17 protein-coding genes and 2 rRNA genes are annotated in these 21,153 nt (G+C 70.8%); 4 read left to right on the top strand and 15 right to left on the bottom strand.

Features of this window, described 5'->3' with window-relative positions:
* Nucleotides 1-152 precede the first annotated feature (152 nt).
* A complete protein-coding gene (locus QSK37_RS29655; RefSeq protein ID WP_285627642.1) occupies nucleotides 153-1,151 on the top strand; it encodes a zinc-dependent alcohol dehydrogenase family protein in 999 nt (332 codons plus the stop codon).
* Nucleotides 1,152-1,191: 40 nt separating this feature from the next.
* On the opposite strand, the gene QSK37_RS29650 is transcribed toward QSK37_RS29655, so the two are convergent.
* The 12 genes from QSK37_RS29650 to QSK37_RS29595 form a co-directional block, all read right to left on the bottom strand.
* Nucleotides 1,192-1,569 carry a type II toxin-antitoxin system VapC family toxin gene (locus QSK37_RS29650; RefSeq protein WP_285627639.1) on the bottom strand — a complete coding sequence of 126 codons (378 nt, stop codon included), beginning with the start codon at nucleotides 1,567-1,569 and terminating at the stop codon, nucleotides 1,192-1,194.
* 22 nt (nucleotides 1,570-1,591) lie between these two features.
* A complete protein-coding gene (locus QSK37_RS29645; RefSeq protein ID WP_285627636.1) occupies nucleotides 1,592-1,939 on the bottom strand; it encodes a hypothetical protein in 348 nt (115 codons plus the stop codon).
* Between the two features lie 42 nt (nucleotides 1,940-1,981).
* Nucleotides 1,982-2,470 carry a macro domain-containing protein gene (locus QSK37_RS29640; RefSeq protein WP_285627633.1) on the bottom strand — a complete coding sequence of 163 codons (489 nt, stop codon included), beginning with the start codon at nucleotides 2,468-2,470 and terminating at the stop codon, nucleotides 1,982-1,984.
* A 37-nt stretch (nucleotides 2,471-2,507) separates the two neighbouring features.
* Nucleotides 2,508-3,683, bottom strand: a complete 1,176-nt coding sequence (gene rodA, locus QSK37_RS29635; RefSeq protein WP_285627630.1) for a rod shape-determining protein RodA — start codon at nucleotides 3,681-3,683, stop codon at nucleotides 2,508-2,510.
* Nucleotides 3,680-5,830, bottom strand: coding sequence for a penicillin-binding protein 2 (gene mrdA, locus QSK37_RS29630; RefSeq protein ID WP_285627627.1), 2,151 nt, complete (start codon nucleotides 5,828-5,830; stop codon nucleotides 3,680-3,682). The genes rodA and mrdA overlap by 4 nt, the downstream gene beginning before the upstream one ends.
* 4 nt (nucleotides 5,831-5,834) lie before the next feature.
* The gene (mreD, locus tag QSK37_RS29625; RefSeq protein WP_285627624.1) at nucleotides 5,835-6,380 is read right to left on the bottom strand and encodes a rod shape-determining protein MreD; all 546 of its coding nucleotides are present in this window, start codon (nucleotides 6,378-6,380) and stop codon (nucleotides 5,835-5,837) included.
* 2 nt (nucleotides 6,381-6,382) lie between these two features.
* On the bottom strand, nucleotides 6,383-7,360 hold the full coding sequence (mreC, locus tag QSK37_RS29620; RefSeq protein ID WP_285627621.1) for a rod shape-determining protein MreC: 978 nt from the start codon (nucleotides 7,358-7,360) through the stop codon (nucleotides 6,383-6,385).
* A 12-nt stretch (nucleotides 7,361-7,372) separates the two neighbouring features.
* Entirely contained in the window at nucleotides 7,373-8,404 is a 1,032-nt protein-coding gene (locus tag QSK37_RS29615; RefSeq protein WP_285585022.1) for a rod shape-determining protein, read from the bottom strand.
* Nucleotides 8,405-8,593: 189 nt separating this feature from the next.
* Nucleotides 8,594-9,004, bottom strand: a complete 411-nt coding sequence (gene ndk / locus QSK37_RS29610; protein WP_285627619.1) for a nucleoside-diphosphate kinase — start codon at nucleotides 9,002-9,004, stop codon at nucleotides 8,594-8,596.
* 140 nt (nucleotides 9,005-9,144) lie between these two features.
* Nucleotides 9,145-10,575 carry a hypothetical protein gene (locus QSK37_RS29605; RefSeq protein ID WP_285627617.1) on the bottom strand — a complete coding sequence of 477 codons (1,431 nt, stop codon included), beginning with the start codon at nucleotides 10,573-10,575 and terminating at the stop codon, nucleotides 9,145-9,147.
* Nucleotides 10,576-10,722: 147 nt separating this feature from the next.
* Entirely contained in the window at nucleotides 10,723-11,040 is a 318-nt protein-coding gene (locus tag QSK37_RS29600) for a DUF4233 domain-containing protein (RefSeq protein ID WP_285585018.1), read from the bottom strand.
* Between the two features lie 43 nt (nucleotides 11,041-11,083).
* Entirely contained in the window at nucleotides 11,084-12,436 is a 1,353-nt protein-coding gene (locus QSK37_RS29595) for a bifunctional folylpolyglutamate synthase/dihydrofolate synthase (protein ID WP_285627615.1), read from the bottom strand.
* A 230-nt stretch (nucleotides 12,437-12,666) separates the two neighbouring features.
* On the opposite strand from QSK37_RS29595, the gene QSK37_RS29590 reads away from it, so the two are divergent.
* Nucleotides 12,667-13,866: a folylpolyglutamate synthase/dihydrofolate synthase family protein gene (locus QSK37_RS29590; RefSeq protein WP_285627613.1), complete on the top strand. Its 1,200-nt coding sequence runs from the start codon at nucleotides 12,667-12,669 to the stop codon at nucleotides 13,864-13,866.
* 6 nt (nucleotides 13,867-13,872) lie between these two features.
* On the opposite strand, the gene QSK37_RS29585 is transcribed toward QSK37_RS29590, so the two are convergent.
* Entirely contained in the window at nucleotides 13,873-15,942 is a 2,070-nt protein-coding gene (locus tag QSK37_RS29585) for a SpoIIE family protein phosphatase (protein ID WP_349498001.1), read from the bottom strand.
* A 109-nt stretch (nucleotides 15,943-16,051) separates the two neighbouring features.
* On the opposite strand from QSK37_RS29585, the gene QSK37_RS29580 reads away from it, so the two are divergent.
* Both QSK37_RS29580 and QSK37_RS29575 read left to right on the top strand, forming a co-directional pair.
* On the top strand, nucleotides 16,052-19,894 hold the full coding sequence (locus tag QSK37_RS29580; RefSeq protein ID WP_285627608.1) for a HAMP domain-containing protein: 3,843 nt from the start codon (nucleotides 16,052-16,054) through the stop codon (nucleotides 19,892-19,894).
* Between the two features lie 14 nt (nucleotides 19,895-19,908).
* The gene (locus QSK37_RS29575; protein WP_285585008.1) at nucleotides 19,909-20,526 is read left to right on the top strand and encodes a response regulator; all 618 of its coding nucleotides are present in this window, start codon (nucleotides 19,909-19,911) and stop codon (nucleotides 20,524-20,526) included.
* A 187-nt stretch (nucleotides 20,527-20,713) separates the two neighbouring features.
* Here QSK37_RS29575 and rrf read toward each other — a convergent pair.
* Nucleotides 20,714-20,830 (bottom strand): 5S ribosomal RNA (gene rrf, locus QSK37_RS29570).
* Nucleotides 20,831-20,917: 87 nt separating this feature from the next.
* Nucleotides 20,918-21,153, bottom strand: a 23S ribosomal RNA gene (locus QSK37_RS29565); the annotation flags it as partial.

The following is a 21,153-nucleotide window of genomic DNA, read 5'->3' as shown; positions in this document are numbered from 1 at the left end:
AATCAAGTTCCGAGCCTACCGCCGCCGGGGCGTGGACCCGGACATGACGACGAGGAACAGAGCAAGTCTTGTACGAGGATTCTCTAATTTGACATCCGTCGTACTTTGCCGTGGAATCGATCATCGGCTTCCGACGGAACGGATGGTGTGCGATGGCCGGAACGGTGCTGTTCCACGAGCTCGGCGGGCCCGAGGTGCTGCGACTGGAGGATGTGCCGGTCGGCGAGCCCGGCCCCGGCGAGGTGCTCGTACGCGTGGAGGCGATCGGCCTGAACCGGGCCGAGGCGCTGTTCCGCAGCGGCCACTACATCGAGCCGGTGCGACGGTTTCCGGCCAGGCTGGGCACCGAGGCCGCCGGCGTGGTCGAGGCGACCGGCGAGGGCGTCACCGGGGTGGCGGCGGGGCAGCCGGTCAGCGTCATACCCGCCTTCTCCCAGAACGACTACGGCGTCTACGCCGAGCGCGCGATCGTGCCGGCCGCCGCGGTGCTGCCCCGCCCCGACGGCGTGGACGCGGTCGCGGGCGCGGCGGTGTGGATGCCGTACCTGACGGCCTACGGCGCGCTGGTCGAGGTCGGCGGCATGCGGGCCGGGGACACCGTCGCCCTGAACGCCGCGTCCAGCAGCGTGGGGCTGGCCGCCATCCACGTCGCACGCCGCATGGGTGCCGTGCCGATCGCCCTGACCCGCACCGACGCCAAGAAGGACGCGCTGCTTCGTGAGGGCGCGGCCGAGGTGATCGTCACCGGGGCGGAGGACGTGGTCGAGCGGGTACGGGCGCTGACCGGGGGCCGGGGCGTGGAGTTCGTCTTCGACGCCGTCGCCGGCCCTGGCGTGCTGGACCTGGCCCGGGTGGTCGCCCCGGGCGGCACGCTCCTGGAGTACGGGGCGCTCAGCGGCGAGACCACGCCGTACCCGGGGTTCGCGCTCGGCATGCCCGCGCTGAACATGCGCACCTACACCGTCCACGAGACGACGAGGGACCCGGAGCGCCTGCGCCGCGCGGAGGCGTTCGTGGCCTCCGGACTGCGGGCGAACGCCTTCCGCGCCGTGGTGGACCGCACCTTCGACCTCGGTGACATCGTCGCGGCCCACCGGCACATGGAGTCCGGCACACAGGTCGGAAAGATCGTCGTCACGACCGCCCCCTGACCGACGGCCGGCCACTCCCACGCGGGAGCGGCCGGCCGGATCACACCTTCTGGATCAACGGTGGGACCACGGCGTCGGACACGTCGAGGAGCGCTTCGAGATCGTCCGGATCACTGGTGAAGATCGTGGCGGCCTTCATCTCGATGGCGGTGGCGACGACGAGGGCGTCCACGGCGTCGCTGGTGCCGGTGCGCCCGAGCAGTTCACCGGCGCGTTTGGCGATCGCCTCCGAGGGAGAGTCGAGCACGCAGCCCTTCAGGAAACGGCACAGCGCCGCCTGCCGGGGACCGCTGCGCCACACCTGCGCGAGCACGGGCGTGGTGACGATCAGCGCACGGGAGCCGCGCGCCCTCCGCTTGATCGACCAGGCGATCTTGCCGCGGGACTCGGCGTCGATGAGGACTCCGCTGTCGAGCACCGCACGAGTGACGGGGAGCACGTCAGGTCGCCGCCCTTCGCATCTTGCGCTGATGGGCCTCGGCGTCCTGCCACATCCGCTCGGCCTCGATCAGTTCTTCGGGCGTGAACGGACCTTCCTCCTCCTCGAACCATCGCACCGCCTCCTCGCCGGCGATCTGGCGGGCGCGATGGTCGAGTACGTCGGCGATGACGGCGGAGACCGAGGTGCCTTCTTCCTCGGCCTGGCGCCTGACCATCTCCGCGAGTTCGGCGGGCAGGGTGATGGACAGCTTCTTCATCGCCATGGCGCCGATCCTACTTGGGTAGGATCGCTCCGGCCAGGCGAAATACGTGAGCCGCTGGGGGGCGGCCTCAATGGCTACGGTCACATTGGGTAACTTAACCCCTACTATCCGCCAGTGACCACCCGTTCACCCGAAGTCACCATGGTCGTACACGGTCACCGGGACGCCGGCCGCGACGAGGCGGGTGTCGATGAGAGGCTCGACGCGCTCCCAGCGTCCGCCGGCGAGGCCGCAGCCGATGCGGGGCATGTGGACGCTCGCCCCCAGTGCGGCGGCCGGTTCGGCCAGCCGGCGCACGCACTCGTCCAGCGCCTCGTAGCGGATCGGCGGCCCGCTGCTCCGGCCGCTCCTGGTGCCGTGCTGGCCGATCATGTTGGCGACCCACGTGTCGGCGCGGACCTGCACGAGCTGGACCGCGCCGAGCCCGAAGTCGTTGCCGGCGCGGCCGCGGCGCCACCGCCGGTAGGCCTTCTCCGGGTCGGGCCACCGCCGCGACACCGCCACGACGAAGCCCTTCCCCCACCCGCCCCGGTCGTTGCAGACGTGCGCGATGACCTTGGGGCCCTTGGCCTGGGGGCACGTGGCGTCGCCCCGCACGTACCGGATCTCCGTCACGATCCGCACGATAGGCGTTGCCTCTGACGGATCCCGGTCACTCGTACGGGTTGTGGCGCAGGTGCACGGCCTCCAGGAGCCCGACGGCGATCATGTTGGCGAACGTCGCCGAGCCGCCGTACGACACGAACGGCAGCGGCAGGCCGGTGATCGGCATGATGCCGACGGTCATGCCGATGTTCTCGAACGTCTGGAAGGCCAGCCAGCACACCACGCCCGAGGCCACCAGCAGGCCGAACAGGTCGGCCGCCTGCATCGCGATGCGCAGGCCCCGCCACAGCACCACGCCCAGCAGCGCGGTGATCAGCGCCGCGCCCACGAAGCCGAGCTCCTCCCCCGCCACCGTGAAGATGAAGTCCGTGTGCTGCTCCGGCACGAAGTGACCGATCGTCTGCTCGCCGTGGAACAGGCCCTTGCCGAGCAGCCCGCCCGAGCCGACGGCGATGCGCGCCTGCTCGGCGTTGTAGCCCGCGCCCTGCGGGTCCTTCGACGGATCGGCGAACGCCGTGAACCGGTTGATCTGGTACGGCTTGAGCAGGTGCAGCCACCACACCAGGAACGCCCCGGTCACGGCGCCGCCCAGCAGCCCCAGCACCCAGCGCTTGGGCGCGCCGCAGACCGCCAGCATGCCGATGACGACCGCGCCGAACACCAGGGTCGTGCCCAGGTCCGGTTGGAGCATCACCAGGCCCGCGGGCAGGGCGGCCAGCGCCAGGGCCAGCAGGATGTCGCGGCGTCCCGGGCCCACCTCGCCGTCGCGCGGCTCGCCGAGGATCATCGCCAGCAGCACCACCAGGCCGACCTTGGCGAACTCCGACGGCTGGAGCTGGAACCCACCGCCCAGCGTGATCCACGAGTGCGAGCCGTTGATCGTCGCGCCCAGCGGTGTCAGCACGACGACCAGGCCGACGCACGCGGCGGCGTACACGATCGGCGCGTACGCCCGCAGCAGCCGGTAGTCCAGCGCCGCCGTCACGCCGCCGAGGATGACCCCGATCGCGATGTTGAACAGGTGTTTCTTCAGGTAGGTGTACGGATCGTCGCCCGCCTCGCTCAGGCCGCCGCGGGTCGCGGAGAACACCAGCACCGAGCCGATCGCGGTCAGGATCGCCGTGACGCAGAGGAGCGTCCAGTCGAGCCGGCGCAACGGCGAGTCGGACAGCCGGCTCAGCCACGAGCGCCCTTCGAGCGGCCGGCCGTACCCGCCGATCATTTGTGCTTCTTCCGGCGGGGGGCGGGAACGGACGCGGGCGTCTTGTCCTCCGGCTCGCCGAAACCGGGCGGTGGAACGATCGTGCCGTCGGAGGCGAGCGCCGGGAGCCGGTCGGGCACCTTCCCGTCGGGCAGGTCGGCCTTCTTGCCCTTGCGCAGGCCGTACATGTCCTCCCAGATCTCGCGTACGGCCGGCGCGGCCGTGGTCGCGCCGGTGCCGGTCTGGGTGACCATCACCACGACGACGTAGTGCGGGTTGTTGGCCGGGGCGTAGGAGGCGAACCAGGAGTTGTCCTTCTTGCCCCAGACCTCCGCGGTGCCGGTCTTGCCGGCGACGGGCAGCTTGTCGAGCGGGAACCCGCCGAACGCCCCGGCCGCCGTACCGGACTTGGGCACGTCGGCGAACGCGCTCCTCATGTACGCCAGCACCTTCTGCGAGATCGGCAGCGTGCCGGCCTTCACCGGATCGATGCGGCGGGCGATCGTGCCGTTGGGCGCCAGCACCGCCTTGCCGACGCGCGGGCTCCACAGCGTGCCGCCGTTGGCCACCGCGGCGTACGCGCGGGCGAGCTGCAGCGGTGTGACCAGCACGTCGCCCTGGCCGACCGAGAAGTTGGCCGCGTCGCCGGCGCGGAAGACGTAGCCGTCGACGCAGTTCTCCGCGGCCATCTGCTTGAGGTACGCCGCGCGCGCCGGGTCGGTCTTGGCGACGTCGGGATAGCCGGTCTTGCCGTGCTTGCAGTCGGAGGCCTTGGTGGCGTCCCAGTAGTCCGTCTTCCACTGCCGGCTGGGGATGCGCCCCGGGGACTCGCCGACCAGGTCGATGCCGGTGCGCTTGCCGAACCCGAAGTCCTTGGCCATTTTGATCATCGGGTCCTTGGGGTTCTTCACCGGGTGCATGCCGCCGTCGCGGAGCCACTCCTCGTACGCGAACCGGTAGAAGATCGTGTCGCAGGACATCACGATCGCCTGGTGCAGGGTGATGTCGCCGCCGGACTCGCCCTCGAAGTTGCTGAACGCGCGCGCGCCCACCATGTACGACGACGGGCAACCGTAGATGCCGTGCAGCGGGTAGCCGTCACGGATCGCCGCCGGCAGCGAGGAGACCTTGAACGTCGAGCCCGGCGCGAACTCGCCCTGAGTGGCGCGGGAGATCAGCGGCTGTCCCTTGCTCTTGTTGAGCAGCCCGTCGTACTCGCTCTGGGAGATGCCGCCGGTCCACACCGCCGGGTTGTAGGTCGGGTAGCTGCCGAGCGCCATGACCCGTCCGGTGCGCACGTCCATGACCACGGCGGCCCCTGAGTCGGCGGGGTCGCCGCGTTTGTGCGCGGCGTCGATGGCGTGTTTGAGCGCGGCCTCGACATCGCCCTGAACCTTGGCGTCGATGCTGGTGACGAGGTTGCCGCCGGACACCGGCGGCTTTTCGGACGCGACGCCGGTGACCCGCCCCTGGCTGTCGACCAGCACCCGGCGTACGCCCGTCGCGCCGCGCAGGTCGCCGTCGTAGATCGCCTCGAGGCCGTCGCGGCCGATCAGGTCGACGCCGCTGTAGCCGGTGACCTTGATGCCCTTGCGCTTGTTCAGCTCCTCCTGGGTGATCGGCTGGAGGTATCCGAGGGCCTGCGCGGCGCCCGCCCCGTCCGTACGGGGATAGTCGCGGACCGCCTGGAGCTGCGCGCTGATGCCGGGAAAGTCCTCTTGGCGCTCGCGGATCTGCAGTGCCTTGCGGGCGTCGGCGTTGTCGTCGAGCGGGATCGGCTGGTACGGGGAGCCGGTCCAGCAGGGCCGGGTGACGCCCGGCCCGCACAGGCGGACCTTGGCGGCGAGCTGGGCGTACGGCACTCCGAGCACGCCGGCGAGCCGTTGGAGCACGGCCCTGCCGCCGTCCTTCTGCCGCAGCAGGACCGTACGGTCGGCCGAGACGACCAGGGCCGTGCGGTTGCGCACCAGCGGACGGCCGGCGTCGTCGAGGATCTGCCCGCGCGGCGCCGGCACGATGATGTCGCGGATGCCGTTGTCGGCGGCCACCCGGCGGTAGTGCGCGCCGTTCATGACCTGCAGGTACCAGAGCCGCCCGCCGAGCGACAGCAGCAGCGACATGACCATGACGTGCAGCACGACGAGCCGCACGCGAGAACGTGAGCCCATCGGCCTACCTCGCCCGGTAGAAGCCGGGCACCGGGTCCAGCCCCGCCGAGTCGCGTGGGCGTTCGGCGCGGTTGGTCAGCCGTAGCACGGCCCACACCACGAACGGGCTGGCGACGATGTCGTAGAAGACCTGGAGCGGCAGCACGTGCGAGACCACCGGCCAGCGGGCCCGTGGATCGCCGAGCATGGCGCCGACCAGCGCGTACAGCACGGTGCCGGCGAGGGCGCCGGCGGCCACCGCCACGAACGGCAGCAGCGGCGCCCGGTCCATCTCGACGGCGACCGACCCGCAGACGTAGCCGATGAGGCAGAAGACGAGTGCGTACCGGCCGATCGTGTGGTCGGCCGGCGGGATGATGTCGGCGGCCAGGCCCGCGCAGAACCCGGCGACGAGCCCGCGCAGCGAGCCGTTGACCAGGGCGAGCGCCACGACGGCCAGCAGCACGAGGTCGGGCACCACCGAGCCGGGCAGCGGCAGCCGGTTGACGACCGTCACCTGCAGGATCAGCGCGGCGACGATGACGATCGAGGCGAGGACGTTACGTGACACGGTCAGCCTCTCGACGTCGGTGACGGAGCCGGCCGGGACTTCGGCGGCGCGGACGAGCCGGCCTGGGCCGGCGGCGGTTGCGATGGCGTGGGTGTGGGCGTGGGGGTCGACGGCGAGGGCGAGGGCGGCAGCACCGAGTCGCGCGGGTTGCGCTTCGGCGCCGCGACCACCACGCCGACCACGTCGAGCGAGGTGAAGTGCACGAACGGGCGTACGACCGCGGTGCGGGTCAGCGACCCCGACGTCCGCTCGATCCTGGTGATCGTGCCGATCGGGACACCGGGGACGTACGGCCGGTCGTCCTCGGAGCCGAACGAGACGATGCGCTGGCCGGGCTCCATCACCACCGTGGAGTCGAGCAGCTGGAACTTCAGCGACGAGCCGCCGTGGCGGCCGGCGCCCTGCACGATGCCGATCTCGTTGGAGCTCTCCAGCCGCCCGCCGACCGACGACGCCGCGTCGGTGGCGAGCATGACCGTCGAGGTGGTCGGCCCGACACGGGTCACCCGGCCGACCAGCCCGTCGCCGGACAGCACGGTCATGTTCGGCTGCACGCCGCTGCGGCTGCCGACGTCGAGCGAGACGGTGTTCTCCATGCCCTCGCCGGAGGAGATCACCTCCGCCGGGACGATGCGGTAGCCGCCGAGACCCGAGGAGCCGAGGAGGCTCTCGAGCTCGCCGGCCCGCCGCTTGTCGAGTTGTCCGGTGCGCAGTTGCCGGCGCAGCTGCTGGTTCTCGCGTTCGAGCCGGGTGATCCGCCGGTGCGCGCTCGGCGCGCCGGTGAACGTGTGGAAGGCGCCGGCGATCGGATGGACGACCGCGGTGGCGCCCTGCTCGATGGGGCCGAAGATGGCCTCGCCGAAGCCGCGCAGCACCCTCAGCGGGGAGTGGTCCCCACCGCGGTAGTCCACAGTGATCATGGCGAGCGAGACGAGCAACAGCACGCCGAGGACGGCGCGGGTTCGCCGGGTGTCCTTCACCGGCCAGGTGTCCTAACGCCTTGGTTCGGGTACGAGGACCTGCCGCAGTGCCTCGAAGTCCTCGACGCACTTGCCCGAGCCGAGCACGACCGAGTCGAGCGGATTGTCGACCATGTGGATCGGCATGCCGGTCTCTTCGCGCAGGCGCTCATCGATGTTCTTCAGCAGCGCGCCGCCTCCGGTCAGCGCGATGCCGCGGTCCATGATGTCGCCGGACAGCTCGGGCGGGCATTTGTCCAGGGTGGTCTTGACCGCGTCGACGACGGTGTTGACCGGCTCCTCGATCGCGCGGCGGATCTCCTCGGCGGAGATCACGACGGTCTTCGGCAGCCCGCTGACGAGGTCGCGGCCGCGGATCTCGGCGTGCGGCTCGTCGTCGAAGGGGTACGCCGACCCGATCGCCATCTTGATCTCCTCGGAGGTGCGCTCCCCCAGCATGAGGGAGTACTCCTTCTTGGCGTAGGAGATGATCGCCTGGTCGAGCTCGTCGCCGCCGACGCGGATGGACTGGCTCGTCACGATGCCGCCGAGCGAGATGATCGCGACCTCGGTCGTGCCGCCGCCGATGTCGACGACCATGTTGCCGGTCGGCTCGTGCACCGGCAGCCCGGCGCCGATCGCGGCGGCCATGGGCTCCTCGATGATGTAGACGCGCCTGGCCCCGGCCTGGTAGCCCGCCTCCTTCACCGCCCGCTGTTCGACCCCGGTGATGCCGCTGGGCACGGCCACGACGATGCGTGGCTTGGCGAAATGTCGGCGTTTGTGAACCTTTTGGATGAAGTAGCGCAGCATCCGTTCGGTGACGTCGAAGTCGGCGATGACGCCGTCCTTCAGCGGACGCACCGCGACGATGTTGCCCGGCGTACGGCCGATCATCCGCTTGGCTTCGATCCCGACGGCGACGATCTTGCCCGTGTGGGTGTTGATCGCCACGACAGAGGGCTCGTTGAGCACGATGCCGCGACCGCGGACGTAGACCAACGTGTTCGCCGTACCCAGATCGACCGCCATGTCGCGGCCGAGGAACGACAGCTTGTTACCCATGAAGAAAGGCAGCCCTTCGAGATTGGCGGGCGTGCAGGAGCGCATTGTCATGGTAACTCGGAACAGGCCAGTTGATGCAGGACCAATCGTCGCGCGTCGTCGCTCCGTAACGCTCCGGTCAGGAGCCGGTCACGCTAAACAAAACGCGCGGACCGGAGTCGCTCCGGACCGCGCGTCTTGGCGCCGTCGTCAGAAAAGGTTCGGGAAGAAGAGCTTGATCTCACGCTCGGCGGAGTAGGTGGAGTCGGAGCCGTGGACGATGTTCTCCTGGATCTCCAGGGCGTGGTCGCCGCGGATCGTGCCGGGCGCCGCGGCGACCGGGTCGGTGGCGCCGGCGAGCCCGCGGAACGCCTCGATGGCGCGCGGCCCCTCCACCACCATCGCGACGAGCGGGCCGCCGGTGATGAACTCGACGAGGGAACCGAAGAACGGCTTCTCCCGGTGCTCCTCGTAGTGGGTCTCGGCGACCTCGCGCTCGAGCGTGCGCAGCTCCAGCGCGACGAGCTTGAGGCCCTTGCGCTCGATGCGCGAGATCACGTCGCCGACGATCCCCCGGCGTACGCCGTCGGGCTTGACGAGGACAAGAGTGCGTTCGGACACGGGTTGGTTCTCCTCGCGTTCTTTGGATGACGATCGTCACGGGGCCGGGAGGGCGGTCGCCGCATGACAGGCTGCGATGCCGAGCTCGGCGATGACGGCTCGCGGCCGGGCCTCCGCGTGTGGCTGCGATCCTACCCGTGTCACCCGGTGGGAAGGGCGGCGCCGCTGGAGCCCGGAGCCGCGGCGACGGCGGCGTCCCGGCGCGCCCGGCCGCGCCCGGTCCAGGCGGTCGCGACGGCGAGCACCACGGCGATCACGCAGGCGCTCACCAGCCACATCCGGTACGCGTCGGTCAGCGCCGCCAGCGCCTGGGCGGTGCCCCCTCCCGTCCTCGTCACCGCGCCGACCCTGGCGACCTGGAGCGGCCCGACGACGAGGTGGCCGCCGAGCACGGCGGGCAGGCACAGGGTCAGGCCGAAGAGCGCCGGGCCCGCCCCGGCCGGCCGCAGCGTGGTGCCCAGCGCCAGGCCCATGCCCGTACCCAGGGCCCCCAGCGCGCCGGACAGCTCCCACCGGTCGGCCCCGGCGCCCATCGCCACGAGCGCCACCATCGCGGCGGTGACCAGGCCGAACCCGCACATCACCGCGCCCCGTCCGGCCGGCCGCCGGGTCGCGGTCGCGGTGAGCACGGCCAGCGCGGCGCACCCCGCGCCCACGGCGAACGGCCCGAACGGCACGCCGCGCCCGCCCAGCAGCCCCGCCAGCGGTCCGGTCACCGGCATCGACAGCAGGCCCACGGCGACCATCACCACGGCGTACCCGAGCGGGCTGCCGGTGACGGCGCCGCGCGACCCGGCCAGGGCGATGCCGAGCAGGCCGGTCACGGCGCACGCGGCCAGGATGAGCTGGCCCCCCGGCGACCAGGCGTACGTCGTCACGACGGCCAGGAAGGCGAACCCGGCGGCGGGCGCGACCGGCAGCAGCAACAGCACGCGCTCCCCCCGCGTGGGCGCCGGCACACCCGGCCCGATGGGCGGCCGCAGGCGCAGCACGCCCAGCAGGCCGGTGCCCACGAGCGCGGTCGCCCCGAGCCACCAGTACGGATGCAGGATCACCCGCCACTCGGCCGCGTAGGCGCCGTACGGGCCGGGCGTGACGGCCAGGACGGCGGGCGTGGCCAGCAGCAGGGAGCCGGTCAGGGCGGCCGCCCACACCCCGGTCGCCAGGCGGCGTTCGGAGCGCTCGCAGGCGAGCAGGAGGGCCGCCGGCAGGACGGCGCCCGCCCCGACCCCCTCCACGGCCCGCAGGAGGCCCGTGAGCGGCACCGAGGTGGCGTACGCGGCCGACGCCTGGGCGCCGAGCAGGAGGGCCAGGCCGCCGAACAGGACGCCCCACGGAGTGCGCCGCCGGGCCAGCACGGCGGCGAGCGGGGTGGCCAGCAGGAGCGCCGGCATCGCGAGGCCGGTCGCCCGTACGAACCCGGCCGCCTCGCCGCCCGACAGGCCGAGGTCGCGGGCCGCCTGCGGCACGACGTAGGACGCGGTGTTGGGCAGCACGAGAACCGCGGCGGGAATGGCGGTGACCAGAACGAGAAGGAGAATGGCGAGCCCGGCCGGGTCTCGCCGTTGCACGTCATGACTTTCGGGGCGAATTTCGGGAAGATCAGTCATCGGGCGGCCTCCCGGAGTCATCCCCGTTTCCAACGAATTCGGTAAATGTCCGACTTTGCTGGAATTGATATTCTGTTCGACGGGGAACGCTGAAGAGTCAACCCGACATTAGCGCGCCGGAGCGCCTTCCACCCGCCATCCGAGCCAAATCGCCGTCGCCCACAGAGCGGCGAATATGATCCCGAGAACGAACATCGTCGTCACCACGAAACCGGTCGCTATCACCAGAACCTGCAACACGCTCCCGGCGACGTACGCCCACCGGAACCGCAGCAGACCCGCGACGACCAGCCCGGCCACCGCCAGGACGCCGCCCACGACACCCGCCGTCGTGCCGTCCGCGTGCGCCACGGCGATCGCCACCGGAATCGACAGAGCGGTCACCACCGCCTGAAGGGCGAGGACGACGGCACACAGTCTTCTCACGCTCGACCCGCCTTTGCGGCGCGGAACTCCGGGCCCGTGCCGATCATTGTGACGCCTTCATCAGCAACCGGGCATCGCCCGCCGTCGCCACCGAACCGGTGATCAACACCCCGGCCCCGGCGAACTCTCCCGACTGGTCCGCGAGCCCGATCGCCTGGTCGATCGCGTCGTCCAGCCGGGCCACGAGATGAACGCGATCTTCGCCGAAGACATCGCGTGCCACCACCGCCAGTTCGTGCGCCGGCATCGAACGCGGTGAGGAGTTACGCGAGACGATCAACTCGTCGATGATCGGCTCGAGCTCCTCCAGCACTCCCATCACGTCTTTGTCCGCCATGACGGCGAGAATCCCGATCAGGCGGGTGAACCCGAACTCCTCGGTGATCGCCGCGACGGTGGCCGCCATGCCGGCCGGGTTGTGCGTCGCGTCGACCAGGACGGTCGGCCCCGTCCGCACGACCTCCAGCCGCCCGGGCGCGGGCGCGCCGGCGAACGCCGCGCGCACGAGGTCGGCGTCGAGCCGGTCCTCACCGCCCGGCTCGGCGGTGGCCCGCCCGCGCGCGAACGCCTCGACCGCGGCCAGCGCACAGGCGGCGTTGCTCGCCTGGTAGTCGCCGAACAGCGGCAGGAACACCTCGTCGTAGGTGCCGAGCAGGCCCTGCAGGCGGACCCGCTGCCCGCCCACCGCCAGCTCCCGCTGCAGGACGCCGAACTCGATGCCCTCGCGCGCGACGGTCGCACCGACCTCGGTGGCGCGGCGCAGGAGCACCTCGGCGGCCTCGACCGGCTGCTGCGCGAGGACCGCGACCGCCTCCGGCTTGATGATCCCGGCCTTCTCGCCCGCGATCGCCTCGATCGTGTCCCCGAGGTACTCGGTGTGGTCGAGCCCGATCGGCGTGACGACGGCCACGGACCCGTCGGCGACGTTGGTGGCGTCCCACGCGCCCCCCATGCCGACCTCGACCACGGCGACGTCCACGGGGGCGTCGGCGAACGCGGCGAACGCCATCGCGGTCAGCATCTCGAAGAAGGAGACCTTGACATCGTGCTTGGCGTCGACCATCTCGGCGTACGGCAGGACGTCGTCGTACAGCTCGGCGAAGCGTTCCTCGGTCACCGGCTCACCGTCGACACTGATCCGCTCGCGCATGGTGTGCAGTTCGGGACTGGTGTAGAGACCGACCCGCAGCCCGCGCTCGCGGAGAAGGGCGTCGATCATCCGCGCGGTGCTCGACTTGCCGTTGGTCCCGGTGACATGGATCACCGGGTACGCCCGCTGCGGCGAGCCGAGGATGTCGACCAGGTCCCGGATCCGGTCCAGCGACGGGTCGAGGTCCCACTCGACCCCACGCGCCCTGATCCCGGCAACGGCGTCGTCATAACTGCTCCGTGTCACGCTCGCAGCCTAGTCAGCTTTTCGGGTCCGACGCCCTCGAGCTCGCAGGTAGGGCCTCACCGGCGGTGCGGTCCCCTCCGGCGTCCCGGCCATCGGACTTGTGGTCCGACGGCCGGGACGCGTGACTCACGCCCCGCCTTCCACACGCGTCTTCACCACGATCACCCGCCGGGAAGTCATGGAGATCCTCCGCGGATAGCGTGGCGTGTGCGCGCTTGGGAGGACAAACGATGACCGGCGAGGGCGATATCGCCTTCTTCTACGACGAATGGGGCCGTCGCGGCCCTGGGGACCGGCGTGACCTGGATCGGGCCGCGCGGCTCGCCGACGTGCTCGGGCTCCCCACGATTCCCGTCCTCACCGTGGTCGGGTCCAAGGGCAAGGGCACCGCCGCGACGTACGCCTCGGCCTGGCTCGTGGCGGCCGGGTGCCGGGTGGTGACCGTCACCAGTCCCGGTCTGCGCCGGGACACCGACCGGATCCGCCTCGACGGGGCCGCGATCGCCGAGCGTGACCTCGCCGGGCTCGGCCGCAGGCTCAGGGACGGAGCCCGGTCACTGCCGCCCCGGGAGGCCGGGTACCTCTCGCCGAGTGGGCTGTTCACCCTCGCCGGTCTGCTGCACGCACGCGACGCCGGGGCCGACGTCATCGTGCTGGAGGCCGGGATGGGCGGCGCCTCGGACGAGGTGAGCCTGGTGCCGCCCACGGTCGTGGCGATCACCGAGGTGTTCGGCGAGCACCTCGGCGTCCTCGGTGACACGCCGGCGGAGATCGCGGCGGACAAGGCCGGGGTCGTCGCGCGGCTCACGCGGGCGGTCGTGTCGCTGCCGCAGGCGCCGGACGTCGCGACGGCGATCGAGGCGACCGTCGCCGCACGTACCGGCCGCCGGGTCGACGTGGTCACCGACGCCCCCTCCGCGACTCCCGGAATCCAGCGTCCCAACGCCCTCCTCGGCTGCGCCGCCGCCCGGCGGCTGCTCGAGGCGATCGGCCGGCCCGCCCCGGACCCCGCGCGTACCGCCGAGGTGCTGGCCTCCGTACGGCTCCCCGGCCGCGTGTCCTGGCACACGGTCCCCGGCGCCACCCTGCTCGTCGACTCCGCCGTCGAGGCGAACGGCGCCGCCGCCGCGCTCGCCGAGGCGTACCGCCGCTGGGACCGGATCGACCACGTCCTCGTCTGCCTGCCCGACCACAAGGACCTGGAGGGCGTCCTGGCCGCGCTCGGCGGCCTGCCGGTGACCATGGTGCGGATGCCCGACCGGGAGAGCCTGCGCTTCACCCGTACGCGCGACGGCCTCGACATCGCCGACCTCACCCCCGCACGGCTCGCGGCGTACGGGGAGCGGATCGTCGTCCTCGGCACCGTGTACTTCACCGGCCGGGTGCTCGACCTCGTCGGCGCCGACACCACGCGCCTGTTCGACGCCTGAGCCGCCTCACTCCTCGATGCGCAGGACGATCAGCGCCATGTCGTCGTGCGAGGGCTCGCCGGAGAAGGCGCGTACGGCGCGGCTGACCCGCGCGGCCACCGCGCCGGCGCCCAGCCCGGCACAGCCCGCGAGGATGCGTTCGAGCCCCCGGTCGTCGCCCAGCAGCCGGTCGCCGTTGCGCCGTTCGGTCACGCCGTCGGTGAACCCCAGCAGCAGGTGCCCCGGCCCGAGGGTGACCGTCCGGAGGGAGTATTCCGCCTCCGGGAACGCCCCGAGCATCAGGTCCGACTCGTCGTCGCCCACGACCGTGCCCGCCGGGCTGAGGAACAGCGGCGGCGGATGGCCCGCGGTCACGTACGTCACGCGGGCGCTGCCGTCCTCGAGCGGCTCGACCTCCCCGTGCAGCAGCGTCAGGAACCGCGCGCGCGACCCCTCGTCCAGGATGAGGGCGTTGAGGCGTTGGAGGACCTCGGTGATGGCGTAGTCCTCCCGGCCGAGGATGCGCAGCGCCTGGCGGGCCAGGCCGGTCACCGACGCGGCCTCCGGCCCGGTGCCGCACACGTCGCCGATGGCGAAGCGCCACCGCGAGCCGACGCTGAACACGTCGTAGAAGTCGCCGCCCACCTCACTGCTCTCGCCGGCCGGTTCGTACACCACGGACACGTCCAGGCCCGGGATGACCGGGATCTCCGGCGGCAGGAGGCTGCGCTGGAGCGTACGGCTCATGTCCGCCTGCTCCTCGTACAGCCGCGCGTTGTCGATGGCGAGCGCCGCGCGCCCGGCGAGGTCCTCGGTCAGCTCGAGCATGTCGCGGTTGAACCGGGCGCCCTTCGGGCCGCCGACGACCAGCATGCCGATGCTGCGTCCGCGCGCCAGCAGCGGGAACTCGTGTGCGACGTCGCCGGTGACCCGGTGCGCGGTGGGGGGCATGCCCTCGCTGGGCGCGGGCCCGAAGCCCTCCCACGGCCCGGGTTCGGCCGGCGGCGGCGCCGGCGGCAGCAGGTCGAGGAGCACGCGCAGGTCGGCCACCATCGTCTCGTCGGCGTGCCAGGCGTACGCCGGGAGCGCCGCCCCGTTGTCCCGTACGGTGAACAGGGCGCACCAGGTCGCCAGGCGGGGCACGATCAGCTGCGACACCAGCGCCATGGTCATCTGCTGGTCGAGGGTGCCGGCGAGCAGGCTGCTCGCCTCGGCGAGGAAGCCGAGCCAGCCGCGCCGGGCCCGTTCGAGCTCCATCAGGCGGGCGCGTTCGAGTGAGGGCGCCTGCCGGTCGGCGACCTGCTGGAGGCGTTCGACGTCGGCTTCGTTGAAGTGGGCCGCGTCGCGCGAGGCGGCGATGATCAGCCCGATGCCCCGGCCGTCCACGACGAACGGCGCGGTGACGAGCGAGCGGATCCCGGCGGCCTGCAGCGCCGGCAGGTTGTACGGGCTGCCGCCCAGGTCGGCGTAGACGCCCCTCCCGCCGACGGTGGCGCCTTCGAGGCCCATCTCCAGCGCCGCGCCCTCGGGCCGTACACCGGACGTCGCCTTGAGCACGAGGTCGGCGTCGTCCTCGGTCAGCAGGACGTACACGCAGTCGGCGCCCAGGGCGTCCTGCGCGCTCTGCGCGGTGCGGTGGGCCAGTTCGTCGACGGTCGGCCGGGTCGGGCGCGGCGCGGTGACGATCTCCTCGTACGAGGGCGGCGGAGGCGGTGGCTTCTCCCCGGAGACTCCGGGGACGGTGAACCAGACCTGTTTGTCGCCCTGGCCGTACGTGACGCCCCAGGAGATCGCCAGCGTCTCGGGGAACAGCAGCCCGCGGCCGCTCACCTGGTCGCCGGGGACGGGGATGCGCCGCGCCTGGTGCCGGTCGTGGACCTCGACCCGCACCTGGCCGCCGAGCGCCTCGCACACGACCTCGACCTCGGTGCCGGCGTGGACGATTGCGTTCGTAACCAGTTCACTGGTGAGTAGCATGGCGTCGTCCACCTCGTCGACGCCCCAGTTACGAAGCGTGTCCCCGACAAAACGCCGTGCAGCCGCAACTGACGCGACCTCCGGCGGGAAGGTCGCGTACCTCTTTGGGTTCTTCTCCACAGTCACTTGGATTCGTCTCGGGGATGCACGACGCTGCCATCGTGGCAGATTCCCCGGGTGGGCTGAACATATCCCCGACCACGTCGCATGGAAGGCGAGGTGCTAGTTAATGCCTCGAAGCACGTCCCATGCACCGGTGAGCGTCCAGTACGACGAGGCTGACCTGCGGCCCGTCCTCGACGCGCTCAGCGCCCTGCGCGACGGAGATTTCGAGACCAGACTCGATGCCTCCGGTGATGATGTCCTGGCCGAGATCGCCTCCGTCTTCAACGATGTGCAGGCACGTGCGGGCCATCTGACCGGGGAACTCGTCCGTGTGCAACGTGAGGTTCGTCACGAGGGCCGGATCGACGAGCGGCTCGGCGCCGGCGGGGAGGGCGCCTGGGCGACCGGGAACGCCGCCGCCAACGCGCTCATCGACACGCTGGTGCAGTCCGCGACCGCGATGGCACGGGTGGCCGACGCGGTCGCCGACGGCGATCTGAGCCAGCGCATCGAGCTCGACACCGGCACCCGTCCCTGGCGCGGCGAGCTGCTGCGGATGGGCTCGGGCGTCAACCGCATGGTCGAACACCTCGACGAGTTCGCCGCGGAGGTCACCCAGCTGGCCCGCGAGGTCGGCGCGGAGGGGCGCCTGGGCGGCCAGGCCAAGCCGCGTGAGATGTCGGGCCGCTGGCGGGACGTCACGGGCGCGGTCAACGCGATGGCGAGCCGGCTGACCGGCCAGGTCCGCGACATCGCCCTGGTGACCACGGCGGTGGCCAAGGGCGACCTGACCCGCAAGGTCACGGTCGAGGCGACCGGCGAGCTGCTGGAGCTCAAGGCGACCGTGAACACCATGGTCGACCAGCTCTCCTCGTTCGCCGACGAGGTGACGCGTGTGGCCCGCGAGGTCGGCACCGAAGGGCGCCTCGGCGGCCAGGCACAGGTCAGCGGCGTGTCCGGCGTCTGGAAGGACCTCACCGACAACGTCAACTCCATGGCCGGCAACCTCACCGGCCAGGTGCGCAACATCGCGCAGGTCGCCACGTCCGTCGCCAACGGCGACCTGTCCAAGAAGATCACCGTCGACGCTCAGGGCGAGATCCTCCAGCTCAAGGACACCCTCAACACGATGGTGGACCAGCTGTCGGGCTTCGCCAACGAGGTGACGCGTGTGGCCCGCGAGGTCGGCACCGAAGGACGCCTCGGCGGCCAGGCACAGGTCAGCGGCGTGTCCGGCGTCTGGAAGGACCTCACCGACAACGTCAACTCCATGGCCGGCAACCTCACCGGCCAGGTCCGCAGCATCGCCCAGGTGGCGACCGCGGTGGCCGGCGGCGACCTGTCCAAGAAGATCACCGTCGACGCTCAGGGCGAGATCCTCCAGCTCAAGGACACCCTCAACACGATGGTCGACCGGCTGTCGGCGTTCGCCGACGAGGTCACCCGCGTCGCCCGCGAGGTGGGCACGGAGGGCAACCTCGGCGGGCGCGCGAAGGTCGGCGGCGTCAGCGGCGTCTGGAAGGACCTCACCGACAACGTCAACTCCATGGCGGACAACCTGACCTCCCAGGTCCGCAACATCGCCCAGGTGACCACCGCGGTCGCGAACGGCGACCTGACCAAGAAGATCGACGTCGACGCCCAGGGCGAGATCCTGGAGCTGAAGACCACCATCAACACGATGGTCGACCAGCTGTCCGCGTTCGCCGGCGAGGTCACACGTGTGGCGCGCGAGGTGGGCAGCGAGGGACGGCTGGGCGGCCAGGCCGAGGTCGAGGGCGTCTCCGGCACGTGGAAGCGGCTCACCGAGAGCGTGAACGAGCTGGCCGGCAACCTGACCCGGCAGGTGCGCGCCATCGCGTCGGTGGCCAGCTCGGTCGCCCGCGGCGACCTGAGCAAGTCGGTCGCGGTCGAGGCCCGCGGCGAGGTCGCCGAGCTGGGCGACAACGTCAACCTCATGGTGGCCAACCTCCGCGAGACCACCCGCGCCAACCAGCAGCAGGACTGGCTGAAGACCAACCTCGCCCGCATCGCCGGCCTCATGCAGGGCCACCGCGACCTCATGGAGGTCGCGCGGCTGATCATGAGCGAGGTCACCCCGCTCGCCTCCGCGCAGTACGGTGCGTTCTACCTCGCGGAGGAGGGCGGCGACGGGGAGCGCGAACTCGTGCTCAAGACCGGGTACGGCGTGGGCCGCGACCAGGTGGACCGGGTCCGCTTCGCGTTCGGCGACCGCCTCGTCGGCCAGGCCGCCGTGGAGCACAAGCCGATCCTGGTCGACGACCTCCCGCCGGGCTACATCACGATCGGCACGGGGCTCGGGCAGGCGTCCCCGGCGAACGTCATCGTGCTGCCGATCCTGTTCGAGAACCGCGTGCTCGGCGCGATCGAGCTCGCGTCGTTCAGCCCGTTCAGCGAGGTCCACCTGGCGTTCTTCGACCAGTTCGTGGAGACCATCGGCGTGACGATCAACACGATCACCGCCAACTCCCGTACGGAGGCGCTGCTCGCCGAGTCCCAGCGACTGACGGTCGAGCTGCAGGACCGCTCCAGCGAGCTGCAGCGCCAGCAGGCGGAGCTGCGGCGCTCCAACGCCGAGCTGGAGGAGAAGGCGGCGCTGCTGGCCAAGCAGAACCGCGCGATCGAGATGCAGAACTTCCAGATCGAGCAGGCACGCCGCACGCTGGAGGAGCGCGCCGAGCAGCTCGCGCAGTCGTCGCGCTACAAGTCCGAGTTCCTCACCAACATGTCCCACGAGCTGCGCACGCCGCTCAACAGCCTGCTCGTGCTCGCCAAGCTCCTGGCCGGCAACCCGGACAAGAACCTGACGGCCAAGCAGGTCGAGCTGATCAAGACGATCCACGAGTCGGGCAGCGACCTGCTGCGGCTCATCAACGACATGCTCGACCTGTCCAAGGTCGAGGCGGGCAAGATGGAGCTGCACCCGCAGCGCATCGCGCTGTCGGAGCTGGTCGACTACGTCGACGCGACGTTCCGGCCGATGGCCGCCGACAAGGGGCTCGCCTTCGACGTGTACGCCGAGCCGGGCCTCCCGCACGAGCTGTACACCGATGAGCAGCGGCTCCAGCAGGTGCTGCGCAACCTGCTGTCCAACGCGGTCAAGTTCACCTCCTCCGGCGAGGTGCGCCTGACCGTACGGCGGCCGGTGGACGTCACCTTCGTCGACCCGGCGCTCGCCGAGAACCCCGACGTCATCGGCCTCGCGGTCACCGACACGGGCATCGGCATCGACGAGCACAACCTCAAGTCGATCTTCGAGGCGTTCCAGCAGGCGGACGGCACCACCAGCCGGCGCTACGGGGGCACCGGGCTGGGCCTGTCGATCAGCCGCGACATCGCCGCGCTGCTCGGCGGTGAGATCCACGTGTCCAGCCGCCCGGGCGACGGCAGCACGTTCACGCTGTACCTGCCGGTCCGGTACGCCGGTCCGGTCGACACGGCGCTCGCCGCGCCCAGCGACAGCCGGCCGACGCCGCAGCCGCCGCCTCCCGCCCCGCAGGCGACGCTCGAGCTGCCCGAGGCCGAGGAGCAGTTCGCCGAGAACCCCATCGACGACGAGGTGCTGTCGGGCCGGAAGATCCTGATCGTCGACGATGACGTGCGCAACATCTTCGCGCTGACCTGCGTGCTGGAGCAGTACGGCATCGAGGTGCTGTACGCCGAGAACGGTCGCGAGGGGATCGACACGCTCGACCGCAACGAGGACATCGACCTCGTACTGATGGATGTCATGATGCCCGAGCTCGACGGCTACGCGACCACTGAGGCCGTACGCCGGATGCCGCAGTTCGCCGACCTGCCGATCATCGCCCTCACCGCGAAGGCGATGAAGGGCGACCGGGAGAAGAGCATCGAGTCCGGGGCATCCGACTATGTGCCCAAGCCTGTCGACGCGGACCACCTTCTTGACATCATGAGAGCGTGGCTCAGTCGGCCGCGCACATGATGGAGGCTTGAACCGTGGCCGAGAAGGCGAACATCCTGCTGGTCGATGACCGCGACGAGAACCTCGTCGCGCTCGAGGCGATCCTCAGCTCCCTCGACCAGAACATGATCCGTGCCCGGTCGGGCGACGAGGCCCTGCGGGCACTGCTGACGAACGAGTTCGCGGTGATCCTGCTGGACATCGTGATGCCGGGCATGGACGGCTTCGAGATCGCCCGTGCGATCAAGCGCCGTCGAAAGACGCGCGAGGTACCGATCATCTTCCTGACGGCGGTGGACGCCGGCCCGGACTACGCGTTCCGCGGGTACGCCGCCGGCGCCGTGGACTACATCTCCAAGCCGTTCGACCCGTGGGTGCTACGGACCAAGGTGTCGATCTTCGTGGAGCTGCATCGGAAGAACCAGCAGCTGCGAGAGCAGTCAGAGCTGCTGCGCACGCAGTTCGCGGCCGCTCCCTCAGGTGAGTTCGCCGCGGAGCTCAGCGAGCGTCTGACGGCCGTGGAGCAGCAAATCCGGGTGCTGTCCGAGTGGTCGTCGAAGGATGAGGAGGCGGCCAAGGCGATGGGCACGCTGGAGCAGCGTGTCGGCGAGCTGCGGACCGCGATCGACACGCTTCGTCCGCCGGCCGACTGAGACCGCTCCTCGGAGCTCTGCGGCGGGGGCGGCCTTCGTGCCCGCCCCCGCCGCTTTGCTGTCCGACCGAGTGTGGAAATGAAAAAAGGGGCCGCTGTTTGCGGCCCCTACCTGAAATGCGAGAAGAGGAGAGAACACTCCGCGAATGTTTCGCGGGGTTCTCTCCTCTTCCCGACTATATGTTGATGTCCGGCGGTGTCCTACTCTCCCACACCGTCCCCGGTGCAGTACCATCGGCGCTGGAGGGCTTAACTTCCGGGTTCGGAATGGGACCGGGTGTTTCCCCACCGCTATGACCACCGAAACGCTTAACAGAACATAACCAGTGGAACAATGGTTCCCGGTCGTGTTCCGGGAACCGCACAGTGAACGCGAGCAACAAAACGTGAGTGTGTTCAAGTCACTCGGCCTATTAGTACCGGTCGACTCCACACCTTGCGGTGCTTCCATCTCCGGCCTATCAACCCAGTCGTCTAGCTGGGGGCCTTACAACCACAAAGGGTTGGGAGACCTCATCTCGAGGAAGGCTTCCCGCTTAGATGCTTTCAGCGGTTATCCCGACCGAACGTAGCCAACCAGCCATGCACCTGGCGGTACAACTGGCACACCAGAGGTTCGTCCGTCCCG

The sequence above is a fragment of the Actinoallomurus iriomotensis genome (assembly GCF_030269445.1).
GTDB lineage: Bacteria > Actinomycetota > Actinomycetes > Streptosporangiales > Streptosporangiaceae > Actinoallomurus > Actinoallomurus iriomotensis.
This window is presented reverse-complemented; position numbering and strand designations above follow the sequence as displayed.

What these genes read in the sequence shown, in the direction of transcription:
- QSK37_RS29615 (WP_285585022.1), bottom strand. Translation starts at nt 8,404, where the DNA reads ATGGGTAACAAGCTGTCGTTCCTCGGCCGCGACATGGCGGTCGATCTG.
- mrdA (WP_285627627.1), bottom strand. Translation starts at nt 5,830, where the DNA reads ATGGGCTCACGTTCTCGCGTGCGGCTCGTCGTGCTGCACGTCATGGTC.
- rodA (WP_285627630.1), bottom strand. Translation starts at nt 3,683, where the DNA reads ATGATCGGCGGGTACGGCCGGCCGCTCGAAGGGCGCTCGTGGCTGAGC.
- QSK37_RS29655 (WP_285627642.1), top strand. Translation starts at nt 153, where the DNA reads ATGGCCGGAACGGTGCTGTTCCACGAGCTCGGCGGGCCCGAGGTGCTG.
- QSK37_RS29590 (WP_285627613.1), top strand. Translation starts at nt 12,667, where the DNA reads ATGACCGGCGAGGGCGATATCGCCTTCTTCTACGACGAATGGGGCCGT.
- QSK37_RS29580 (WP_285627608.1), top strand. Translation starts at nt 16,052, where the DNA reads ATGCCTCGAAGCACGTCCCATGCACCGGTGAGCGTCCAGTACGACGAG.